This is a genomic window from Stenomitos rutilans, assembly GCF_059505485.1.
On record NZ_JCACKR010000120.1, the window covers coordinates 1 to 22,452 of the forward strand.

A 22,452-nucleotide genomic window follows, 5' to 3' on the forward strand; every position below is an offset into this window, starting at 1 on the left:
AGCTTGATGGGACTTGAATTTCTTCTCCTCCACCGTAGTAACAAAAGAGGGATTATGCAGGGCTTTACGAAGCAACGAAGCTACCCAATAAAACGCTGACGGGCAATACCAACGGGCTGATTCTAGAAATTTTGTATTACAAAGCTAGAGGCAATCAACCGTTAATTGGAGCCAGTTCCATCACCTTTGCTACAGCCCAGACTCCTGGTCCTACCGCAGATGAGGCATCATCGACCGTTGAAGCCGCCTCGCCTGGTTCAGACAGTACGCCTCAACCCACCATTGTTGCTGTTGATCCCATTCCCTCAGTTGGCGAACCACAGCCATCTACTTGCCCTGCTCTCAGTCAACCGCTTTCTGCAACGGAAACAACCTATGCTAAGGCGGCCTGGGGCTACTTTAAGGCAAATTTTCAGGCAAAAACAGGATTGGTTAGCGATCGCAGTGACTTGAAAGGCGCAACAGCCTGGGGCATGGGTGATTATTTAGCAGCGCTCCATGCGGCTCGATCGCTCAATCTAATTTCTGCCAATGAGTTTGATGAGCGAACCCGCCATCTACTGGGAGCCTTAAACAAATTGCCGCTGTTTGCAGGCGAATTACCTAATCGAGGGTACAACATTCAATCGCTGGAGCCGACTGACTACGGCAATAACGCGATGACGGATGGTACAGGTTGGTCAGCGCTGGACATTGGTCGCTTGCTGTCGGCGCTTTACAGTCTCAAGACCTGTCATCCCGAATATACGAACGCCGTAGATCAAACGGTGTTGGATTGGTCATATTTACGCATAGTCCGCGATGGTGCCCTTTCGAGCGCGATCGTCACCAAAGATGGCAAGGGGCGATCGCTCACACGGGTGTATGTGGAAAATCGACTGGGCTATGAGGAATATGCCGCTCGTGCGTTTCAACTTTGGGGCTTTGAAACTGACAAAGCGGCAGTAGGAGGATCGTATCAAACAGCCGCCGTTGAAGGCGTTGATGTGCCCATCCAACGATCGCGCCCCGGTGGAAATCCGACCATCAAACCGTATGTCGTCAGCGATCCATTTCTGCTCTACGGTCTAGAATTTGGTTTCGATCCACAAATGCGATCGCTGGTAGAACCGATCCTCAAAGCCCAGGCTGAACGCTACCGCAAAACGGGCATTTTTACCGCTGCTGCCACGACGCTCATCGATCGCAAACCCTATATCATTCACAGCACGGTCATCAGCCAAGGAGAACCCTGGGCAACTCTGAGTGGCGATGGTACGAACGCGGCTGACGATCGATTAGTCAGTACGGCTGTGGCGTTCGCCTACCATGCCCTTTTCCCCGACGATGGTTACGCCACTAGGCTTTGGCAGAAAACCACTGACCTGTACGATGCCACCAAAGGCTATCCAGAAGGCTTTTCCGAAAAAACGAGCAAACCTGCCACTGGCTTTGGCAGCAGCACCAATAGCCTGATTCTACAATCCCTGCTGTACTCAGCAACCAAGCAGCAACCGATCGTTCATGCCAGCAGCACCACAAATTCTCCCTGGTGGCAGGCCATTACCAGTGGTGATGTGGGTCGTGGGCTGCCTCGACTGGCTATTCAACGCGCGAAAGTAATCACCGATGCATCCGGCACCTACTGGGCTTCCGGCATTCCATCGGGAGACTCAACAGCCTCCCGATCACAGCCCCAAACCGCCCCTCCACCCCCCTCACTACCGTCTCCTTCCCCTTCTTCCCAATCAACTCAACCGCCGTTAACCAAACCCTCTGTTTCCCAATCTGCCAATATCCCTGTACTATCGACAACGCCCCCTCCCCCCCTGCCCCTAGCCATCCGCCCCACTTCCTCTGCTTCCTCCGCTCCCCCTGCTTCCCGTGCGCCTCTCACCCCTACCAACCAACTCGTCGCCAAACAAGCCTGGAAATACTTTGAGCGTAACTGGAACACTCAAACAGGCATGGTGAATGCCGTAGACCAGATGGCGTGGACAACGCTATGGGATCAGGGCAGCGCTCTACTGGGTATTCATGCCGCACGGCAACTGGGTTTGATCACGCCCGATCGCTTCAACCAGCGCATGACAACCCTACTCAACACGCTGGAAACGCTACCTATTCCCTCAACCAAACTACCCAACAAGGCGTATAGCACCAGCACGGCTCAAATGCGCCAATTGGACAACACGCCCGATCCAGGTGGTACAAGCGGTTGGTCAGCGTTGGATACAGCTCGCTTTTTGATGGGATTGCATGTGTTGAAAACACACTATCCAGAGTTGGGCGATCGCATTAACCATGTCGTCACTCGTTGGAATCTCTCGAAGCTGGTGAAAAATGGTTGGCTGCACGGCGGCATCTCAACCCCAAACCAGACAATTCAAGTCGTTCAAGAAGGTCGTCTGGGTTATGAACAGTATGCCGCTCAGGGTTTAAAACTATGGCAATTGGAAGCAACGAATGCACTCGATCGTCCGCCAGTGAAGACGGTTCAGGTCGATGGCATTCCCTTCCAAATCGATCAGCGCGATCTGAAAACATCCGGTGCAAGTAACTATCTCACCAGCGATCCCTATTTGCTGTGGGGTTTGGAACTCGGCTGGACAGATGCCGTTAAACCACAGGCACAAAATTTGTTTAAAGCTCAAGCCCAACGGTTTAAACGGACGGGTATTGTCACCGCTGTCAACGAAGATTCCCTCGATCGCCCCCCTTACTTCCTCTACTACAGCGTCTACGCCAATGGGCAACCCTGGCAAGCCATCAATGTCCGAGGGAAAGCGTTTCCATCCCTGCGCTTTCTAAGCACAAAAGCCGCCTTTGGTTGGAGTGCCTTAATGCCAAACGATGCCTACGCCCAAACCCTACAAACGGCCGTTCAATCCCTTGCAGACCCCAAGCGAGGGTACTTTTCCGGACGCTACGAGAATCTCCAGTTGGGCAACAATACCTCGATCGACATCAACACCAACGCCATCATTCTCGAAAGCCTGTTGTATCGTGCACGGGGCGATCAACCATTGGCGTTTTAGGTGAGAAGTCAGGAGTCAGAAGGCTAAAGGCTAAAGGCTAAATTCAAAACTCTTCATCCCGCATCCCTCTCTTACAACTCAAAACTTAAAACTCAAAACTCTCGACCTTTATCCTTCATCCCTCATCCCTCATCCCCCATGACCACCCTCCCCCTCTCCCCTTCCCCTACCTTCTCCGGCAATCAGCGATCTCGCCTCAAAAAACACACCCTTCTCTTTCGCTACCTGGCAGAAATCAACCTGATTTTAGGAGCCTGGTATTTGCAGTGGCGGATTGGGCATTCCATCAATTTCAGTGTCTGGTGGCTGGCTATTCCTCTCTTGCTGGCAGAAATTTACAGCTACCTGGGCGGCGTGATGTTTACGATCGGCCTCTGGCGACCGCTGGTACGACAGGTGAAATCGCTGGATCAACTTTCCCCACCGATCGCCCAGGCGAAGTATCCCAGTGTGGACATTTTTGTCACTTGCTATAACGAACCGCCCGACATGGTGGAGCAAACGACACGTGCTGCGCTAGCGATCGACTATCCCACGACCAAACTGAGGGTATACGTGCTGGATGATGGCAATTCGCCAGAAATGCGAACCATGACGCAGACATTGGGACTGGAAGATTTGCAGTCACCGCTATTGCAGGTAGAAGTGACGCAGTTGAAAGGGGAGCGATCGCGCTTGCTCGACCAGCTTGAGCACATTCAGCAGCTAGCGCTGGATACCGCAGCGGCAGCACAATTCTTGCAGACGCAGCCAGAGGAGCAACATGCGGCTGTTGAAGCATTACACACGCTACAGAAAGTAACGATCGCGCTTGATCCGACGCATCCAAACCTGGGCGATCGTCTTTTAGCCGAACAGCGGCGACTGAAAGCTGCCATCCATCAAACCGAGTTAGATCTAGCGGATCTGGTGCGCTGCCGCTACATTGCCCGTCCAAAACCGAGTGGCAAGCCTCATCACGCGAAGGCAGGCAACATCAACTACGCCATCTTTTCGGGCGAAACCACTGGAGACTTTATTCTCACCCTGGATGCTGACCACATTCCCAAACCACAATTCCTCAAGCGTGTATTGCCCTACTTCTACACCTACAGTCCCTGGAAAGGTCAGTATGAAAGCAACCGCATTGCGCTGGTGCAAACGCCTCAAGATTTCTACAATCTGCCTGCGGATGACCCATTTGGGCACCGAGCACACCTCTTCTACGGCCCCATTCAACAGGGCAAAGATGGTTTAAACTCCGCTTTCTACACGGGTACAAACGCTCTACTGCGGCGAGAAGCACTCGTTAGCGTTGGTTTAAGCTATTTTTCAGAAGCCTACGCCAAAGATATAACTCGCCTGGATGAATTTGACCTGATCGGCGGTATGTCCAGCAGCAGCATTACCGAGGATATGAATACGGCGATGCGACTACACGGAGCAGGCTGGCGATCGGTTTATCACAACGAACTGCTAGCAGAGGGGCTGGCTCCAGATGACCTGAGTTCGACGTTCAAGCAACGGTTGCGCTGGGCACAGGGCACGATCCAGGTGTTGCTGCAAGAGAATCCCTGGTTCAAACCGGGACTCTCGTTCTGGCAGCGGCTTCAGTATTTCCAGACGATGTACAGCTACTTCTCCGGGTTTGCAACAGTCATTTTTATCGCCTGTCCTATCATTTACTTTTTCACAGGATTAATTCCTGTCAGCGCCTATGGTAATGATTTTGCGCTGCACTTTTTCCCAGCGTTCATCATCAACCGTCTGACGTTTACAGTGGCGACCTGGGGCATTCCAGCCGGGGAAGTGTGGCGATCGGAGCAGTACGCGATCGCCCTCTTCCCCCTCTTCATCCAGGCAGTCTGGAGTGTGTTCACCAAACGTCCTCTCAAATTTCAGGTCACGCCCAAACAAAGACAGTCTGGAATTTACCTGCGACTGGTGCGCCTTCAACTCATTGTCTTCGGGCTGACGCTCATGGGCATCGTGTGGAGTTTAGGACTCTTTGCGGTGGGTCAATTGCAAGACCCTTGGGTGCATCTGCTCAACGGCGGTTGGGCAATCTACAATCTGGTCTTGCTCTGGGCTGTGATTAGAGCCGCCGTCTGGCAACCAAAAGCATAAAACGCTGAGATGCTCATCGGTTGCTTTGGGGAACACTAACTTAGTTGCGATCGACCTCAAGAGAATTTACCCTACCAGCTTTATGGTCAAAATTATTCAACCCAACGGCATTTTAGACAGTGTAGGTGGAAACCGTTTTCGCCGTGAAATCACTGATTTGGTCGAGTCTGGCGTCAAAACAGTGCTCGTAGATTGTCAGAATGTAGAACTGATGGATAGCTCTGGCTTAGGGGCGCTAGTCATGGCGCTTAAAACGCTGCGTGAAGCAGGTGGCAGACTGTCTCTTTGCTCAGTGAATAACCAGCTAACGATGGTGCTTGAACTGACGGGTATGGACGATGTGTTTGAAGTGTTTGCCAACCAGGATGAGTTTAATCGTGCGGTATTAATAGAGGGATGAGGAATGAGAGAAGCAGAGGGAGCAAGGGAAGCAGGGGAAGCGAGAAGTTCTGAGTTGTGAGCCGCAGGAGAGGTGTGAGATGAAATCTTGCCTTCTGCTGTCTGCCCTTTACCACCCCCGTTCCCCCTGCTTCTCCACTCCCGACTCCTCATGCCTCAATCAAGCTGCACCTGTAGCAACGAGCAATCGTCCTCAAAGGTTGTGCGACCACTTACAGCCTGTACTTGCTCGAGAATAGCGTCAGGATTGGCAGTAGTGGTAGCGCTGTGCTTAGTGAGGAGTGCGATGAAGTCAGCTAGTGTCCAAAAGGTGTCGTTATGCTGTCTGATCTCGTAGATGCCATCGCTGAACAGGTAAAGCGTGCTGGGACGATCGATCACATAACTTTCACTAACGTATTTGGCATCTGGCACCATACCAATGGGCTTACCGCGTGTGCGTAACTGTTTTACGTCAGAGGCGGCTGCCGCTTCAGAGATCGATACTGTAGGCACCAAAACAGCAGGTGGATGACCAGCACTGGCATAGGTAAGTTGTCGTTTGCGTTGGTTGTAGATGCCATACCAAATGGTGAAATAGCGATTGTTCTGTTTCTCCATCTGAAAAATTTCGTTTAGTGCCTTCAATACCAGATGCGGTTGGTAGAAACTGACGCCAGGTAGCGACTGCGATCGCAAGACGTTCTGCACAGCAACAGAGAGCAAGGCTGAACCGAGTCCGTGCCCGGAGACATCGAGTAAGTAGAACATTAAGTAATCGGGATCGAGCCAATAATAGTCAAAACAATCGCCACCCAACTGCCGAGAGGGTAAAAAGCGGGGGGTGATCGCTATGCTACCGCTGATAGGGGCTGGCAGAATCGACTTCACATAGTCAGCGGCTTCGGTTAACTCTGCTTCTAAAGCCTGCTTCTGCGTCTGTAAGTCTTCTGCTAGTGCTTGCAAATCCTGTGATGCCTGGTAGAGCCGTAGTCCTGCCCGGACGCGCGCTTTGAGTTCATTTGGTTCCAGTGGTTTCGAGAGAAAGTCATCGGCTCCTGTATCTAAACCTTTAACGCGATCGGCGATTTCAGACCGAGCAGTCAGCAAAATAAAGAACGTCTTGGCAAGGGCTGGATTGGTTTTGATCGCTCGGCACACAGACAACCCATCCATATTGGGCATTTGCCAATCACAAATGATGAGCGCTGGGTGATGGTTGTGTGCTTGTGTGATTCCATCTTCACCATTTAACGCTGAAAGGATGTCGTAGCCTTGCGCCTGCAACAGTCTTTTCAGCATCAGTTGAATAAATGGATCATCATCGATAATCAGGATTTGAGGCATGGTTGGTTTAGCATGGATGGTTTTACTTCCTTCTAACCAGACAGATGCAAACGCTTAAGCAACTTGCTGCAAAGCGGCTCGTGCTCGATCGTAGGCGGCTTCGAGTTGTTTAATAGCGGTTGCACTGCCTTCAGTGCTGCCCATTCGACTGGTCGTTTCTAGCTGAGCGCACAAATTGGCAACGACGATCGCACCTAGGCACGCACTGCTAGATTTAAGCGTGTGGGCCGCGTGATTAAGGGCAACAGCGTCGCTTTTGCAAGCCGCCTCATTCATCGCTTGCATGAGTTTCGGTGTCTCTGCAAGGTAACAATCAATCAGCTCAGTGATGCCTTCTCTAGCATCTTCACCGAGAGCGTTACGTAGCAATTCTAATGCTTGTGGATCGATCGCCGTTTCGCAGCTTTGTTCCAGGGTACTGATTGATGGCTGCTTGTAGTGAGAACCTTGGGTTAAAGCTTGTGCCAGTACATCGACACGAATGGGCTTGCTGATGTAATCATCCATACCTGCTCCAAGGCACTCTTCACGATCGCCGACCATTGCATTGGCTGTCATGGCAATAATATGTGGGCGAGATGATGGCTCCCAGTGTTCACAGATATAGCGCGTAGCGCTTAATCCATCCATCTCAGGCATCTGTACATCCATCAAAACAACATCATACGATTGATTGCTTAAAGCCGCGATCGCGTCCAACCCATTACTTGCAACGTCAGCGCTGTAGCCTAATTGTTGCAGCAGCAGCAACGCTACCTTTTGATTGATCAGGTTATCTTCAGCCAGCAATATCCGTAGCGGCATATGTTCCGCTAATTTTACAGCACGATCGCTGGGAGGTTCGGCAGTAGGCAGTTGAAACGCTTTTCCAGCCAACAGGTCGATCAATAAATGATAAAACTGGGACTGTTTGACAGGCTTGTGCAACACAGCGGCATACGGCATCCCAAGGTCTTGAGCTACAGGCTTCAACCGATCAAACGTGAGCAGGACAAGAGGCATTGTCTGGTGGTGCATTGTCTGGCGGTGCATTGTCTGCTGGATATCTGATAGCAGCGATGCCTGTGAAGCGTCAAGCGATTGCTGATCCAGCAGCAAGATATCAACGGGTGTTGTTTGCAGCGCCTTCAATAACTCCAACCCTGACTGAGGCGCATATACGTCTAAACCAAACGCCTGAGCTTGAAACGTTAAGTGTTGACGACTGATGGCATTATGGTCAAAAAGCAGCAATCGTTTACCAGGTAAGAGAGTGCTTGTCTCAACGCTGGAGGCATCTTCGATCGCCGCTTGAGCCATGATTGAAAATGAAAAGGTTGAGCCTTGTTCTACGTCACTATCAACCCAAATTCTGCCACCCATGAGTTCGCACAGTCGTTGGCAAATGACTAAACCTAACCCCGTACCACCATAGTTACGGTTGATAGAAGAATCGACTTGACTAAACGGTTGGAAGAGACGATCGAGGCGATCGGAGGCAATGCCCGTACCCGTATCTTTGACCGCAACGCGGATTGCGTAGAAGGGTAAAGAACTAAACTCGTCACTGGTATGGCTACCAGGCTGAGAGACCGCTTGTGGTGCTTCAGACATCTGCGATCGCTGTAGCTTTCGTGCCAGCACAGACACAGAAATCTCACCCGCACTCGTAAATTTGACCGCATTGCTTAAAAGATTCACCAAGATCTGACGTAACCGAGTGATGTCACCGATCACCTGGCTAGGCGTATTTGGATCAATCACATAGGCAAGCTCTAGACCTTTCTCCAGGGCTTTTGGTGTCATCAGGTCTAATGAGGCTTCAATACAGGAGCGTAGATTGAAGGGTTGGGTTTCTAGCTCTAGCTTGCCAGATTCAATTTTGGAGAAGTCGAGGATATCGTCAATGATGGTGAGCAACCCATCACCGCTGCTGCGAGCCGTTTCTAACAGGTCTTGCTGCTGAGGTGTGAGGTCGGTATTGAGCAAGAGCTGTGTGATGCCAATGACAGCGTTCATGGGGGTGCGAATTTCATGACTCATCATGGCTAAAAATTCACTTTTTGCGCGATCGGCGCTTTCGGCTTGTCGCATAGCGTTTTCCAGCGCCACGTTTTTAACCGTCAGTTCTTCGCGCTGAGTAGTTTCTTGTTTGAGTAAAGCAGCCTGTGCGATGGCGATACCGACTTGAGTGGCAACCGCTTCGAGCAGATCAATTTCGTCTTTTGTCCAGTGGCGAATACGATCGCACTGGTGTAGTGCAATCACGCCATTGGGCTCGCCTTGATAGGAGGTACGCACAATCAGCATAGATTTTAGCCCCATCGCAGCAGCCGTCGCTTGTGTTCTTGCCAGCAATGGTTCTGCAAAAATATCTGGGGTTGCAATCGCCTTATCAGCCGCCAACACCTTTTCGGCGTAGGGATTGCCCGTAAATGGGACTTCAATGTGACGAACGGAGAAACAGCCTACTTCCAAATACTCAGCAACCGTTAGCATCTGCACGGTGGGTGCTGCACTATAAGTGCGAATCAAACAGCGATTAGCCTGAAAAGTTAGCCCAAGCCGAATTGCAGCGGTTTGAAAGATTTGATTGGCATCCAGGCTTTGACGAATTTCCTCCGTAATTTGCTTGAGCAATAACGTGCGCTGCAATTGGTGTTGCAAGCTCATTTCCGCCTGCTTGCGTTTCACAAACTGCCCAATCTGCCGACCGATCGCCGTCATCATCTTGAGCAACGCCTCATCAGGTGGCTGAATGCGATGGCTAAAAAAGGTGAGTACACCCAGTACTTCGGCACCGCTGAGAATGGGGAAGCCGATCGCGGCATGTAAGCCTGCCTGTCGCACCACAGCCGACTGCACAGCATCGTCCTGCGCCACATCGGGAATCCAGATTGCCGCACCACTGGCCCAAACCCGCCCCGGTAAGCCAGTACCCAAGGGCACAACAGGGTAGTAGGTTGGTTCAAAATAGATATGGAGTGAGGGTAGATGCCAGATTGCCACCCGCTCCAGACTGTTTGTAGCGGCGTTGAGGCTCCACAGGTTGCCCAAATCCCACTTCAGGCTTTCACCGATCGCTTGCAAAATATTAGGCGTTGCGGCTGCCAACGTCTCTGCCTCGGTCAAGATGCGAGTAATGGCGTATTCAGCTTCAAGCCGCTGCTCAACACGCTTGCGCGCTGTCATATCACGACCAATGTAAACAAACCCTTCAGTGCCTTCTTGAGGCTGCACTAAAGAGCGCGAAAAGGCAACTGTGAGCTGTGCCCCTGCTTTGGTTTGACACAGAATTTCTACCTCCTGGTGCCATGTGGTTTGGGCCGCAAAAAGCGGGAGATTAGCTGATGCTATGAGTGGATCATCCATGACAAGACGGGCGATCGAGGCACCGACCAGTTCCGCTTCGTTATACCCAAACAGCCGCTGCGCTGCTTGATTTAGCGTTTTGATGCTGCCGCAGGCATTGGTCACAATTAACGCCTCTGCCATTGAGGTGACAATTTGGTTGGTGTAGCTGATGGAAGCGTTTAACGCACCGACCAGAAGATCGGCTTCATTGGCTCGCTGTACCAGGGATTGTTCCAGCACCATGCGCTGGGTAACATCCTCCAGCAAGACAATAAGCTGATGTTCAAACCCTTCCTGCTCCTGATTTTCCAGCACAGAAAGGTCAATATAAAGCTGGGTTTGTGCCGTCGATCGATTGATGCCCTTCAACACAAAGATGGCTTGCTGCTGTTGCACTACAGCGAACAATTGCGCTTCAGCACCATATAACTCCGGAAAACTTTGCCGGATATCGCTACCCCTCATCATCGCTGCCGGATCATCTGCCAACCGTTTGCTGCCAGACGACGCTTCTAAAATAGTCAGGTCGTGGTTTAGCACCAGATACTCAATGCAGCGTGGTGCCAAAAGTTTGCTCAGAAGGCAGGGCCTATGTGGTTTAGAGGGTAGAGCCATAGCTGAAGCAGTTACGTAAAATAATTACAGTGCCAACCCACAAACAGTTTTGCCAACGAGAAAATAAGTCTCCATTGTGCCTTTGCCTTTAATGGGAATACTGCCCCGATACTCAAAGGCAAATTGGTTTTGTAAGGCGCTGTATGTTGCGGCGGTGACTTGAATGCGTCCCGCAACACCTTGAGACTCCATGCGACTGGCAATATTCACGGTATCGCCCCAAAGATCGTAAATAAACTTCTTGATGCCAATGACACCCGCAATCACAGGGCCACTGTGAATGCCAATCCGCATCGTAAGAGCGCAGTCGTTGGTAGCGCTAGAGTGGGCGTTAAACTGAGCATTAAAGTGGGCAAGTTCCGTTTGCATATCCAACGCCATTGCCGCGATCGCCTGAGCATGATCGGCTCGCTGCTTGGGCACACCACCCACCACCATGTAGGCATCACCGATCGTCTTGATTTTCTCCAGGCCGTATTGTTCGCTCAGGCGATCGAAGGTGGAAAAAATTTGGTTCAGTAGATTGACCAGCTCAATGGGCGACAGGCTGCTGGCGAGTTGGGTAAAGTTAACCAGATCGGCAAAGAGAACGGTAGCTTCTGCAAAGTTCTCAGCGATGGTTTCTTGAGACTGCTTCAAGCGCTTTGCGATCGGTTTGGGTAAAACGTTGAGCAGCAAACGTTCAGTTTGTTCCTGCTCTTTAGAAAGTGCAGCTTCTATGCGTTTGCGCTGGATAAACTGACCGAGTTGACTACCGATGACGGTCAGGGTTTGCAGCAGGTCTTGAGCGGGTTCTTTCAGCTCACGGCTAAAAAACGTCATAACTCCTAGCACTTCACCACTGCTTTGGACGGGAAAACCACACGCTACCCGTAGGCCAGCCTTGGCAGCGAGGGGCGATCGTAGGATGTCGAGCGCATCAGCCGTCGTAACCCATTGAGGCTGTCCGGTTATCCACACGCGTCCAGGCAACCCAAGACCCACTGCTAATGTCGTCTTTTGAGCGATTGCCATAAACTCTCGTAGCGGCAACGACGACTTCGACCAGGCTTCGACGCACCGCTGTACTCTAAGCGGTGTCGTTGCATCTGTCTCCTGGTTTTCCTCCGCCAGCCAAAGCTCCACCAAATCCCATTCGAGCACTTGACACAGGGCTGGCAAAATTTTGGCTGTCGCCTGTGCGATCGTTGTCGCTTCAGACAGAATACGGGCGATCGTGTATTGTGCCATCAGCCGCTGCTGAGTGCGTTCGCGATCGGTAATATCACGACCGATGTAAATAAAATCTTGACCATCATCGCTGTTGGTCTGCATTGTAGAGCATGAAAACGCGATTAAGCGCTTGGCACCGCTGCTGGTGCGACAGACGATTTCAATCTCCTTACCGACTGCTTGCGATGGGTTGGGCTGAATGGCTTGGAGTAAAAAGTTTTTGTCTGCCACGATCGTGGCGATCGGCTGACCAATCAGCTCTGTCTGGCTATAGCCCAACAAGCTATGTGTGGCTTGATTTACCGTTTTGATGATGCCTGCCTGATTGGTGACAACCAAGGCATCGGCGATCGCGGTCACAATTTTGTCCACGTATTCTTTAGATGTTGTTAGTGCACTCACCAACAAACTCATTTCATTGGATGCCTGCACCAAGCGCTGTTCTAACGCCATGTTCTGAGTGACATCTTCTAAAAAAAGAATAAGTTCACTTTCAGAAAACGTGGCTTCTGCGATTTGAGTCACGCGTAAATCAAAGTACAGCAAGGTTCCATTCGGCTGAGAACGGGCAATCGCGTGTAGTTCAAAGCTTGTCCGTTCTCCCTGAAGTACTGCCATCAGCTCGCTTTCTGACCCCACTAATTCTGGAAAGGATAGAGAGCAATCGCATCCCTTCACCAGGGCAGCCGCACTATCCGCGAACTGCTGCCCACCTGAAGACACAGCGACAATGTGTAAGTGCCGATCAAGCGTCACATATTCCATGCGACGCAGGGCGAGTAGTTGCTCAAAGAGAGCGTTCATTCTGACTCCATCATCTGCTGAGTAAGAGTTTGAAACACATCATCAACAGCTTTCCCAGTCTTTGCTGAAGTGGCACACACGGTCAGCACACGGGGCTGATTCTGTAACGGCAATAGCTGGAGCAGATCTATGAGTGTTTTTTCCTCAACCAGATCGGCTTTGTTCAATGCCACAGCTACAACGCCTTGAGGATTAATTGCTAAGAAGCTTTCCACATGTTCAGAAAGCCGATCGAGCGTTTCTTGCCGGGTGACATCGCCCACGACGATCGCTGCTTTCGCACCTTGCAAATAACTGGGCGCGATCGCCTTGAACTTGGTGCTGCCCTCAATATCCCAGATGAGAAGCTGTAGGTCTTTGATTCCTGGCTCCTGGCCTTCTACCAGCTTGCGAGAAATTTTTACGCCCACGGTGGATAGGTACTGGTCGCTAAACTGGCGATCGACAAAGCGACGAATTAAGCTCGTTTTACCAACACCAAAATCACCAATCAGACACATTTTTTTGGAAAGCGTCGATTTAGAACCTGTAGACATGATGAGTTAACTCGAAACACACGCCACAAATAGGTAATTTGTAGTAGCTTTAGTCTTCCCCTTTTGTTCTATTTGACAACGAGGGTGATTCGATGCTGGTTAACTGACAAATCGTTCAGCGATCGTCTGACCCGCCCTGCACTGAAAGTGCGGGCTAACAGAAGAAAGGCCACAACAGGTTTCGCACCGTTAGCCTGGAGAGAATTTAATCAAACCGACAACCTTGTAGTGGCTTAGCATGAGGATGACCGATGCGATTTAAGCCACGATCCTAAGGAACAAGAATTAATTAAAGTGTGACCTTGGGGTACGGGCGCACGGCCGTGCGTCCCCTACAGAACACCTCACTTGCCGAAGTTATTTAAGCCGCGATCCTAAGGGTCATACCGATTTAAAGAATGACGGCTACAGATCAATCGGTGGGTAGGGGCAAGGCAATGCCTTGCCCCTACAGGATGTGTCGCATTTTCAATTCAAATTGGTATCAGTTGCGGAGGCGATCGGCTCGAAGGCAACGGAGCGACGTTTCCATGCTGGTTGGTTTGGCGGTTCGCTGTGAGAAGTTGCTGTCTCCAATTGCAAGCGGCTAGCAGCCACTCCTCGACTCACCAAGGTCGCACGTACAGCGCTGGCTCTTTGCAAGGCCAATGATGGCTTTTCCTGACTCGTCAATGCATCGCTTTGACCAATAATTCGCAGCGTGTAGTTGGGATATTGTTGAAGAAACGCAATCACTCGACTAATTTTGTATCCTTTGTCGGCTGGTTGTAGCACGGCTGAAGCGGGATTGAAGTACAGTCGGGTAGGAATCTGAATGGGTGGTACATTGACAGTGTTTGTCACCGATCGCACACCTGGAATTTGAGCAAAAGCTTGTGTGATGGTGCTGGCGGCGATCGTCTGACTCAAGCTCCCCTCAACCAAAACACGTCCATCTGCATAGCGAGTGGTCACGGCAGTGCCGTCTGTTTGGTTCAAAAGCGCTGTGACTCGCTTTACTTCCGCTGCTGCCAGGACGGGATCAGGAGGCATCTCGACTGCCAGAATTTTGTTGTCTAGCGTCCAGTCTGGTGCGGCACGTTGCACGACTTGCTCAGCTTGCCAACGCAACATTGGATTGGGCAATCGTCCTGTCAGTGTCAACGTTTTGCGACTAGCTGTGACATCTAACCGATAAACGGCTAAGGCTGGTGTGGAGGCCAGTGCCAACGCGGTGTTTGATTCAGCGTGTCGTGCCACGCTTTGATGATATTGATAAAAGCCCCAGGGGATACCAATGAGCGCTAACAGTCCCAACACACCAATAAGAATGAAGGGCGGTTTGGCAGTTTTTGCGGGGCGATCGCCTGCAAACTGATCCCGCAGGGCTTCTAACTGAGTTGAGACCGCAGGGGGAATGGTGTCTGGATCGCCATCAAACGCCTCAAGCGAGTTGCCGTTCTGTTTGACCAGGGTACTCAGCGTTTGTCGCACCTTGGGCATGAACGATCGCGGCGGTTCTCCCTGCACCACCAAGGCTAAATAGCAGTAGCCTGCCACTTCTAAAATGATTTTGGCCCCGCCATAGTCGATCTGATCAAGCTCTGATGTCGTTCCCGCTTGGGCCATACAATCATTGGCAAAACTGCGGATGGCCGTTAGCATCCCCGCCAACATTTCCGATTCCAGGCTCTGGTCACCCACCGATTGAATTTCGGCAATCAGCAGACCAGAGGCTTTGTGAATCAAAAAAATCGCCTGCACGGTGAAGGGCATTGCCTGCTTGAGAATCAGCTCTGCCTCAGACACACCCTGGAGCTTGGCGCGTATTTTACGCTGGATGCCCTCAGGACTGAGCGTATTTTCAATTTGTTGATTAATTGACTGGATGGCTTCCGCCATATATTTGGCGATCGTACTGCCAATGATGGGATAAAGCGCATCCACCATAGCATCTTGCTCTAGCCGAATTTGCTCCTTGATGGCTTTGCCAATCGTAGGCGCGATTGCGTTTGCAACTTCTTCTGGCGAATGGGTGGTCTGCTGCGAAATTGCCGCTGCAATCAAGGGCGAAATTGCGGCACTCATGGATACTCTATCTTGCTCGCCCCGACTTTGAATTGCCTGATCAATAATAGGCGCGATCGCCCGTACCACCTCTTCTCTGGACTCTGCGATTTTGCGTGTCAACAGTTCTGCCACCCACGGTAGCAACAGGTTCATCAACGCCGCAGGTTCATAAATTTGATGCTCCAGGCTAGCAATTTTTTGCTCCAGAGCCGCCGTCAGATCACGAGATGCGGTTAATTCAGCCCCAACCAAAAGGCTCTGTAACTGCTCAAAGGCATCGATCGATGTCTCAGAAGGGTGCTTCTGATCGTCTGGTTCACCTGGCTGAAACTTGCCGGGTGGCGGTGGCGGTGGTTTCACCACTGGATTGCCATTGTCATCTGGTATGAATAATGTAGCTGCCACAGTGGGTACTGTTGACGGTTGATCTGACTCAGGTACGCAATCTAACGTTTTGGGCTGATTGTAGGCGCGATCGTCCAGCAATGACATAGGAGTTGCTTCCAATGGATCAAGAGGTTGGGGCGGATCAACATTTTTGGGCGGATCAACAAGCTTGAGATCAATCAGCAGCTTCAACAAAGGTTCCAATTCATCATTTTGAAGATTCTCGGCTTCTTGAAGAAGCCGAGAATCTAGTTCTTGCGGCTGGCTATTCACGGCTCAAAGAGACCTTGCGCTATCAGGCAATTCGTTCGGAAATTTTTCTGGTTTCTAACAGTGGAATGTGTGTATCAGAATCCGCTTTGCTAGCGATTTCTCTAAGCTTTGGCACAAATTCTGTCCCTTTCATGCGCATCGCCAGCTCAAACAGTGCCTCTGCCATATCGTCTTTTGAGACTTTGCCTTCTCTGATGAGGGAAAAGCGTCGATCGAGTTCTTCAAAGACCATATCTCTGAGTGCCAAAACATCATCTTGCAGATTGGTTCTAGTTTGCAAAAGCTCGCTTCGTAACTCCTGCTCTTGCTTGTCGATCGCCACATCTAGCGATTCAATACTGCTAGAAAATTTTCGCTGAATTCGATCGATTTGTTGTTGTAAATCAACGCTATCTTCTTGAGATTTTGTACTCAGTGTTTTCAGCTTTTTCTCTAGTGAATCAGTCGCTGTACGTAACTCTGTGGCTAAAATGGTCTTGATTTGGTCAATGCGATCGCGCATTTCTTGCTGAAACATCGTTGAATCCGATTCCAGGCGATCGAGCCGATTGTCATAATCGCGCAATTGAGAGCCAAAAATAATGTCACGAATTTGATCAATATTGCCAAGCCGCTCACGCACTTCTTCCTTGGTGATGTCACTCATAATGCCGCTCTTACCTCATGAATAATCTGTTAGCAGCACTCCAATGCTTGTTTGAGCATGGGTGCTATGAAATGCTCACTGTCATTAAATTGCCCACCTTGCCGCTCTCCCTAACAACTGCTGCCAGGTGAGACAGAAAGCTTCAAGTAGTCTCATGATGAGAATCTAATCGCTTGAGAGAATGCAATCCCGTGGTACGAGACCTCGTGCCTTCAGAAGAAGCACATGTTGGGGGCATGCGATGAACAAAAGATCTGGCTAGAGTATGCGGCGATCACAGAGCGAATGTCTAAACGTGTTCTTGTCATTTTGGGGCGGGCGAAGCACAACGTAGCTTGCTTCCCGTAGGCTAAAATCCAGGGTTTCAGCGCTCGATCGAGATGCCTTTGGCAAGCAAGCTACAGCAGGACAGTCTCGCACTTCTCAGACATACTCTCAGCGATCGATCGAGAGACTTCACGGCGCTCACGCTGCTTTTAGCAGGACAGGCTTTCTGAGCTGCGGTTTCTTCCCAAGCTGCTCTCGATCGATGTCGTCATATTGAACTAGCCGTCTCCCTCGCTGCTTCCCGCAGCCGTTCTACGTCGCGCATCGGCGGTGCCCCGAACAGCCTTTTGTACTCCCGGTTGAAGTGCGAAGCATCGTCATAGCCTACCTGGTACGCCGCAGTAGTTGCGTCCAGGTTTTGCCCCAGCATCAGACGACGAGCTTCCTGGAGCCGCAGTTGTTTCTGGAACTGCAAAGGACTCATGGCAGTGACCGACTTGAAGTGATGGTGGAAGCCTGAGACACTCATACCAAGCTCTCGTGCAATGTCTTCAATCCGCAGCGGCTGGTTAAAGTCTTGACGCAGGCGATCGACGGCTCTGGCAATGTGGTGGGTGTAGCCACTGAGAACGGCAATTTGCCGCAGCCGATGCCCTTGCGCTCCTGTCAGCAGGCGGTAAATGATTTCCCGCTTAATCAATGGTGCAAGCACAGGCGCTTCAGTAGGGGAATCGAGCAGCCTGACGAGTCGCACTACAGCGTCTAACAGATTGGCATCCAACGGACTAACGTCGATCGCTTTGACATTGGCACCCTTTTGGGCTGAGGGATAGCCTGCCTCGACCATGACGGAGCCAACGAGGGTGGGATCGAGATCAAGGCGAAGGCTCAGGTACGGTTGAGCACTGGATGCGTCCAGGATCTGGCTAATAACGGGTAGTTCGGCGGTTGCTAGTAGGTAATGCATCGGGTCGTACTGATAGCGATCGCTGCCTAACAGCACTTCTTTGCTGCCCTGAGCAATAACACAGAAGGCAGGGGTAGAGACACTATGACAGGCTTCCGATGGCGAGGATATGCGGTTGAAATGCACCCCCTTTAATGACTCGATCGTTCCATCCTGATGCATCGCCTGGGAAATTCGCTCCGTCAATTCGTCTCGGTTCGCCTGCGCTCTGCCTGCCTCACGCGTTGCCTGCGAGTTATTGATGAAAGCTCGATCGGACGTTTCACTCGTTTTAGCAGCATTCATGTCTAAGTTTGCAGGATTGTACAACGATCTTAGACGATCGTTCTATGGCTTACTCGCCAGGATGCCTAAAATAAACCTAAAGCAAGAAGAAAGGAATCTAGCTTCCTGCAAGCATCTGGATTTTTATTCAAGCGACAACGCAAGCTGGATTGAGTAAGCGATTTGTCAACTGACCATTCACACAACGTCGAGGCTAACCGTGCGACTTAAAAAAACTCATCCTTACCGCCAAAAATCCCATCCCTATCGGTAGAGGAGGCGAGCAGTGTTCATCTCTACGGTTGGGGCAACCAACCCAATGGCATCCAATCAAGGAATGCAAACAATGGATATCAAACGAAGTGGATCACAGCCTTCCACCAAAGGGCCGATTGAGTATTTTACGGGCACTGTGCGCATTGACCCCCTATTTCAGACACCCGCTCCAGCGCGCACGGCTGGTGCCAGTGTCACGTTTGAGCCAGGTGCTCGGACTGCATGGCACACTCATCCCTTGGGACAGACCTTAATCGTGACGGCTGGCTGTGGCCTCGTACAGCGCTGGGGTGGAGCGATCGAACCCATCCGACCGGGAGACGTAATCTGGTTCTCACCAGGTGAGAAGCATTGGCACGGAGCCACCCCAACGACGGCGATGACGCATATTGCCATTCAGGAACAGCTCAACGGCAAGCCCGTTGACTGGCTGGAACAGGTCAGCGACGAACAATACCAGGCATCAAACGTAAACCAGTAGGAGCACCATTCATGTACAACACCAAAGCATACGCCGCTGCCAGTGCAACATCCCCGCTAGCCTCCGATACGATCGCCCGGCGTGATCCAACCGAACACGACGTTCAGATCGAAATCCTCTTCTGCGGTATCTGCCACTCTGATGTCCATTCAGTCCGTGATGAGTGGAGCGACTTCATGTCCACGACCTATCCGATCGTTCCTGGTCATGAGATCGTCGGTCGCGTCACTAAAGTTGGCTCGGCAGTGACGAAGTACAAACCTGGTGATCTGGCGGCGATCGGCTGCATGGTTGACTCCGACGGCACCTGTCCGAACTGCAAAGCCGGCGTTGAGCAATTTTGCCAAAATGTGATCTTCACCTACAACTCCCCGGACAAGCACAAGACCGCTCCGGTTACGTATGGTGGCTACTCCGATAGCATCGTTGCCGATGAACGCTTCGTGCTACGCGTTCCAGACAATCTCGATCTTGCTGGAGTCGCACCACTCCTTTGCGCAGGGATTACTACTTATTCACCCCTGCGACACCACGGTGTTACCGAGGGCAAGAAGGTCGGTGTGGTCGGTCTTGGCGGATTGGGGCACATGGGCGTGAAGCTCGCTCATGCGATGGGAGCACACGTTGTCGTCTTTACCACGTCCCCCGGCAAGACGGAAGATGCCCTGCGTCTTGGTGCGGATGAAGTCGTGGTTTCCCGTAACACTGACGAAATGCAGAAACACGCTGGCAGCTTCGATTTCATCCTCGACACCGTCTCCGCTAAGCACGACATCAACGCTTATCTCAACCTGCTCCGCCTCGACGGCAACATTACCCTGGTTGGCGCACCGGAGAAGCCATTGGATGTGGCAGCCTTCAGCCTGCTCATGGGTCGCCGTAGCCTATCCGGCTCTATGATCGGCGGCATTGCCGAAACTCAGGAGATGCTGGACTTTTGCAGCAAACACAACATCACTGCGGATGTCGAAGTCATCCCAATTCAGAAGGTCAACGAAGCCTACGATCGCCTGCTCAAGTCTGATGTGAAGTACCGCTTCGTGATTGATATGGCATCCCTTAAATCTGCATAGCTGAGGCGAACCCTCGAAGGAGTCACATGCAAACGCGCAAACTTGGCAATAGCAATTTAGTAGGACTTACGCAAGAGCAGTCATCTTTCGCCCCCTAGGCAGTGTTCTAGAACTTCAATCGTTTCATTGCTGATAGCTTCTGCCCCCTTTTCTTGTATGCCCAAAGGGCTTTAAGCCCCCAATGCTAGGAGACTTTGAAGCTGGTTTGTAAGCCCCCAAATTTGGGGGTTGGGGGTTTCCGAGGGTTTTAAACCACGCCCTAGCCCCCGATTTATAGCACTTTGGGCATACCCTTCGGGAAGCAAGCTACAAGAAAGGGGGAACCGAGCCAATTCAAATCCCCAGAATATAGCCTTCGGCATTCAAGAAAGGGGGGTTGGGTGCCAAATGCATAAATCCTATTTAGAAGTTTCGGCGATCGGACTCGGTTGTATGAGTATGAGCTTTTCTATAACTCTCTTACCTAATAGGAGTGAAATGATTTCCCTCATCGTGCAGCGGTTGAAAGAAGCGTGGCGTTTTTCCGCTACGGCTGAAGTGTATGGCTCCTTTGTCATGAAGAACTGGTAGGAGAAGCCCTGGCTCCTTTTTGAGGGCAAGTGGTCATTGCAACCAAATTTGGCTTTAAGCCTGCCACAAAGGACGAAGCTCTGCCACAGTAGTTCTTAGTCGGGCTACAAGCAATGGCTCAGGTACTCTTGGCGGCAATGCTACGGCCCATATCAGGATGAAGCTTCATTCAACCATAACTCCGCTTTCTGGCTAATCCGCTCGTCTGCGTATTGGTCACTGACTTGACCCAGTGCAGTAGATGTAAAGGAAAGCACGAGCGGATAGTGGTCGCCATCAAAACAGAAATCAGATCCCGTTAGCTCGATCGCGGTTCTGAGTGCCAACGTGTCGTGGAGCGGAGGCAGCGTAATCATAGTAAAGCCGTCGTACTCGCACCGAAGCATGAAGGCAACCTCACGGGCAGCCTCTGGCGTTTCAAAGAGTAATCGCATCGATTGCATACCACGATGCTAACGCAAGGACAGGCCAGTGCTTGACTGTTATGGCGATCGCTGAAGAGGGTTAGAGAAAGGTGCCACCTGTAAGAGGCGAAAACGACTGCAAAAAATGACGCTGTTTTTCCAGGCTAGAGGCTGGCAATAAAACTAAGGTTAGTGCAACCTTAGACAGCCAGCCCCCTAGTTCATACAACTACTTTAGGCCGCTTGACCAGGTTTTAGAACAACTTTAATGCAGTTGTCTTGCTTTTGCTTAAAGATTTCGTAGGCGTGCGGAGCCTGATCGATCGGTAGCTTGTGTGTAATCAAGAACGATGGATCAATCTTGCCTTTTTGAATGAGATCGGTCAAAGGCTGCAAGTAGCGGTGAATGTGGGTTTGCCCCGTTTTCATCGTCAAGCCTTTGTTCATAAAGGCACCCATTGGCACTTTGTCTACAAAGCCTGTATAAACACCCGGAACGGAGACGGTGCCACCTTTACGGCACGCGACAATCGCCTGACGTAATACATTCGGGCGATCAGTTTCCATGCGTACCGCTTGCGACACTTTATCGTAAAAGCCTTCCAGCCCGAACCCATGTGCTTCCATCCCCACCGCATCCATAACCGAGTCGGGGCCACGACCGCCCGTCATTTCTTTGAGGGCTTCACCGACCTCCACTTCAGCAATGTTCAGGATTTCGGCTCCACCATCTTTCGCCATTTGTAGCCGTTCAGGTACGAGATCGATCGCAATAACCCGCTCTGCACCCAACAGAAACGCACTTCTAATTGCAAACTGCCCCACAGGCCCACAGCCCCAAATAGCAACCGTATCACCTGGCTGAATGTCGCAGTTTTCGGCTGCCATATAGCCTGTGGGAAAGATATCGGTGAGAAACAGAACCTGTTCGTCAGTTAACTCGCTGGGAATCTTGAACAAACCCACATCAGCAAAGGGGACGCGGGCATACTCCGCTTGTCCGCCTGCGTAGCCTCCTGTCAAATGCGAATAACCAAAAAGTCCTGATGGAGAATGACCCATCATTTGCTCTACCATCCAGGCATTGGGGTTGGAGTTATCGCACAATGACCATAAATCGCGATTGCAGAAGAAGCAGCTACCGCAGGAAATGGTGAATGGAACCACGACCCGATCGCCAATAGCAAGCGGTTCACCATTGTTGCGGGGATTTCCCGTCTTAACTCCACTGCCTAACTCAACAATCTCTCCCATGAATTCGTGACCCAGAATGTCACCCGGTTTCATGGTGGGATTGAACCCATCATACAGATGCAAGTCAGAACCACAGATGGCAGTGGATGTGATTTTGACGATCGCATCACGCGGATTGAGAATTTTGGGATCAGGCACGGTTTCAACTTCAACCTTCTTCGTACCTTGCCAGCAAACTGCTTTCATCGGTTAT

At 51.1% G+C, this 22,452-nt stretch carries 15 protein-coding genes and 1 pseudogene; 7 read left to right on the top strand and 9 right to left on the bottom strand.

The annotated features are described in order from the left end of the window. Positions 1-65 precede the first annotated feature (65 nt). The 4 genes and pseudogenes from AC5JLP_RS25905 to AC5JLP_RS25920 all read left to right on the top strand — a co-directional run. Positions 66-140, top strand: a pseudogene (locus AC5JLP_RS25905) (DUF3131 domain-containing protein); the annotation flags it as partial. Beyond that, complete coding sequence (locus AC5JLP_RS25910; RefSeq protein ID WP_496070749.1) at positions 132-3,017, top strand: DUF3131 domain-containing protein; 2,886 nt, start codon at positions 132-134, stop codon at positions 3,015-3,017. The pseudogene AC5JLP_RS25905 and the gene AC5JLP_RS25910, both read left to right, overlap by 9 nt. Positions 3,018-3,155: 138 nt before the next feature. Next, positions 3,156-5,123, top strand: coding sequence for a glycosyltransferase (locus AC5JLP_RS25915; protein ID WP_496070723.1), 1,968 nt, complete (start codon positions 3,156-3,158; stop codon positions 5,121-5,123). An 82-nt stretch (positions 5,124-5,205) separates the two neighbouring features. Beyond that, the gene (locus AC5JLP_RS25920; protein ID WP_496070724.1) at positions 5,206-5,523 is read left to right on the top strand and encodes an STAS domain-containing protein; all 318 of its coding nucleotides are present in this window, start codon (positions 5,206-5,208) and stop codon (positions 5,521-5,523) included. Positions 5,524-5,678: 155 nt separating this feature from the next. Here the strand turns inward: AC5JLP_RS25920 and AC5JLP_RS25925 are convergent, their stop codons facing one another. From AC5JLP_RS25925 to AC5JLP_RS25955, 7 genes are all read right to left on the bottom strand, one after another. Further along, positions 5,679-6,848, bottom strand: a complete 1,170-nt coding sequence (locus AC5JLP_RS25925) for a PP2C family protein-serine/threonine phosphatase (protein WP_496070725.1) — start codon at positions 6,846-6,848, stop codon at positions 5,679-5,681. Positions 6,849-6,902: 54 nt separating this feature from the next. Beyond that, complete coding sequence (locus AC5JLP_RS25930) at positions 6,903-10,748, bottom strand: GAF domain-containing hybrid sensor histidine kinase/response regulator (protein WP_496070726.1); 3,846 nt, start codon at positions 10,746-10,748, stop codon at positions 6,903-6,905. 72 nt (positions 10,749-10,820) lie between these two features. After that, the gene (locus tag AC5JLP_RS25935; RefSeq protein WP_496070727.1) at positions 10,821-12,812 is read right to left on the bottom strand and encodes an adenylate/guanylate cyclase domain-containing protein; all 1,992 of its coding nucleotides are present in this window, start codon (positions 12,810-12,812) and stop codon (positions 10,821-10,823) included. Beyond that, positions 12,809-13,348 (bottom strand): Rab family GTPase, encoded by a 540-nt coding sequence (locus AC5JLP_RS25940; protein WP_496070728.1) that lies wholly within the window; start codon positions 13,346-13,348, stop codon positions 12,809-12,811. The genes AC5JLP_RS25935 and AC5JLP_RS25940 overlap by 4 nt, the downstream gene beginning before the upstream one ends. A 468-nt stretch (positions 13,349-13,816) precedes the next feature. Next, positions 13,817-16,057 carry a BON domain-containing protein gene (locus tag AC5JLP_RS25945; RefSeq protein WP_496070729.1) on the bottom strand — a complete coding sequence of 747 codons (2,241 nt, stop codon included), beginning with the start codon at positions 16,055-16,057 and terminating at the stop codon, positions 13,817-13,819. 22 nt (positions 16,058-16,079) lie between these two features. After that, positions 16,080-16,703, bottom strand: coding sequence for a hypothetical protein (locus tag AC5JLP_RS25950; RefSeq protein ID WP_496070730.1), 624 nt, complete (start codon positions 16,701-16,703; stop codon positions 16,080-16,082). Positions 16,704-17,238: 535 nt separating this feature from the next. Continuing rightward, positions 17,239-18,222, bottom strand: a complete 984-nt coding sequence (locus AC5JLP_RS25955; RefSeq protein WP_496070731.1) for an AraC family transcriptional regulator — start codon at positions 18,220-18,222, stop codon at positions 17,239-17,241. Positions 18,223-18,487: 265 nt separating this feature from the next. Between AC5JLP_RS25955 and AC5JLP_RS25960 the strand changes: the two genes are divergently transcribed. The 3 genes from AC5JLP_RS25960 (at position 18,488) to AC5JLP_RS25970 (ending at position 20,601) form a co-directional block, all read left to right on the top strand. Next, positions 18,488-18,958, top strand: a complete 471-nt coding sequence (locus AC5JLP_RS25960; RefSeq protein ID WP_496070732.1) for a (R)-mandelonitrile lyase — start codon at positions 18,488-18,490, stop codon at positions 18,956-18,958. Positions 18,959-18,969: 11 nt separating this feature from the next. Continuing rightward, positions 18,970-20,031, top strand: coding sequence for an NAD(P)-dependent alcohol dehydrogenase (locus tag AC5JLP_RS25965; protein WP_496070733.1), 1,062 nt, complete (start codon positions 18,970-18,972; stop codon positions 20,029-20,031). 387 nt (positions 20,032-20,418) lie between these two features. Then, positions 20,419-20,601, top strand: a complete 183-nt coding sequence (locus AC5JLP_RS25970) for a hypothetical protein (RefSeq protein WP_496070734.1) — start codon at positions 20,419-20,421, stop codon at positions 20,599-20,601. 152 nt (positions 20,602-20,753) lie between these two features. Here AC5JLP_RS25970 and AC5JLP_RS25975 read toward each other — a convergent pair whose 3' ends face one another. Further along, positions 20,754-21,044, bottom strand: coding sequence for a hypothetical protein (locus AC5JLP_RS25975; RefSeq protein ID WP_496070735.1), 291 nt, complete (start codon positions 21,042-21,044; stop codon positions 20,754-20,756). A gap of 195 nt (positions 21,045-21,239) precedes the next feature. Continuing rightward, positions 21,240-22,445, bottom strand: coding sequence for a zinc-dependent alcohol dehydrogenase (locus tag AC5JLP_RS25980; protein WP_496070736.1), 1,206 nt, complete (start codon positions 22,443-22,445; stop codon positions 21,240-21,242). Between the last annotated feature and the right edge of the window lie 7 nt (positions 22,446-22,452).

What these genes read in the sequence shown, in the direction of transcription:
- AC5JLP_RS25915 (WP_496070723.1), top strand. Translation starts at nt 3,156, where the DNA reads ATGACCACCCTCCCCCTCTCCCCTTCCCCTACCTTCTCCGGCAATCAG.
- AC5JLP_RS25965 (WP_496070733.1), top strand. Translation starts at nt 18,970, where the DNA reads ATGTACAACACCAAAGCATACGCCGCTGCCAGTGCAACATCCCCGCTA.
- AC5JLP_RS25980 (WP_496070736.1), bottom strand. Translation starts at nt 22,445, where the DNA reads ATGAAAGCAGTTTGCTGGCAAGGTACGAAGAAGGTTGAAGTTGAAACC.
- AC5JLP_RS25940 (WP_496070728.1), bottom strand. Translation starts at nt 13,348, where the DNA reads ATGTCTACAGGTTCTAAATCGACGCTTTCCAAAAAAATGTGTCTGATT.
- AC5JLP_RS25925 (WP_496070725.1), bottom strand. Translation starts at nt 6,848, where the DNA reads ATGCCTCAAATCCTGATTATCGATGATGATCCATTTATTCAACTGATG.
- AC5JLP_RS25955 (WP_496070731.1), bottom strand. Translation starts at nt 18,222, where the DNA reads ATGAATGCTGCTAAAACGAGTGAAACGTCCGATCGAGCTTTCATCAAT.
- AC5JLP_RS25975 (WP_496070735.1), bottom strand. Translation starts at nt 21,044, where the DNA reads ATGCAATCGATGCGATTACTCTTTGAAACGCCAGAGGCTGCCCGTGAG.
- AC5JLP_RS25970 (WP_496070734.1), top strand. Translation starts at nt 20,419, where the DNA reads ATGCATAAATCCTATTTAGAAGTTTCGGCGATCGGACTCGGTTGTATG.
- AC5JLP_RS25920 (WP_496070724.1), top strand. Translation starts at nt 5,206, where the DNA reads ATGGTCAAAATTATTCAACCCAACGGCATTTTAGACAGTGTAGGTGGA.
- AC5JLP_RS25950 (WP_496070730.1), bottom strand. Translation starts at nt 16,703, where the DNA reads ATGAGTGACATCACCAAGGAAGAAGTGCGTGAGCGGCTTGGCAATATT.
- AC5JLP_RS25935 (WP_496070727.1), bottom strand. Translation starts at nt 12,812, where the DNA reads ATGAACGCTCTCTTTGAGCAACTACTCGCCCTGCGTCGCATGGAATAT.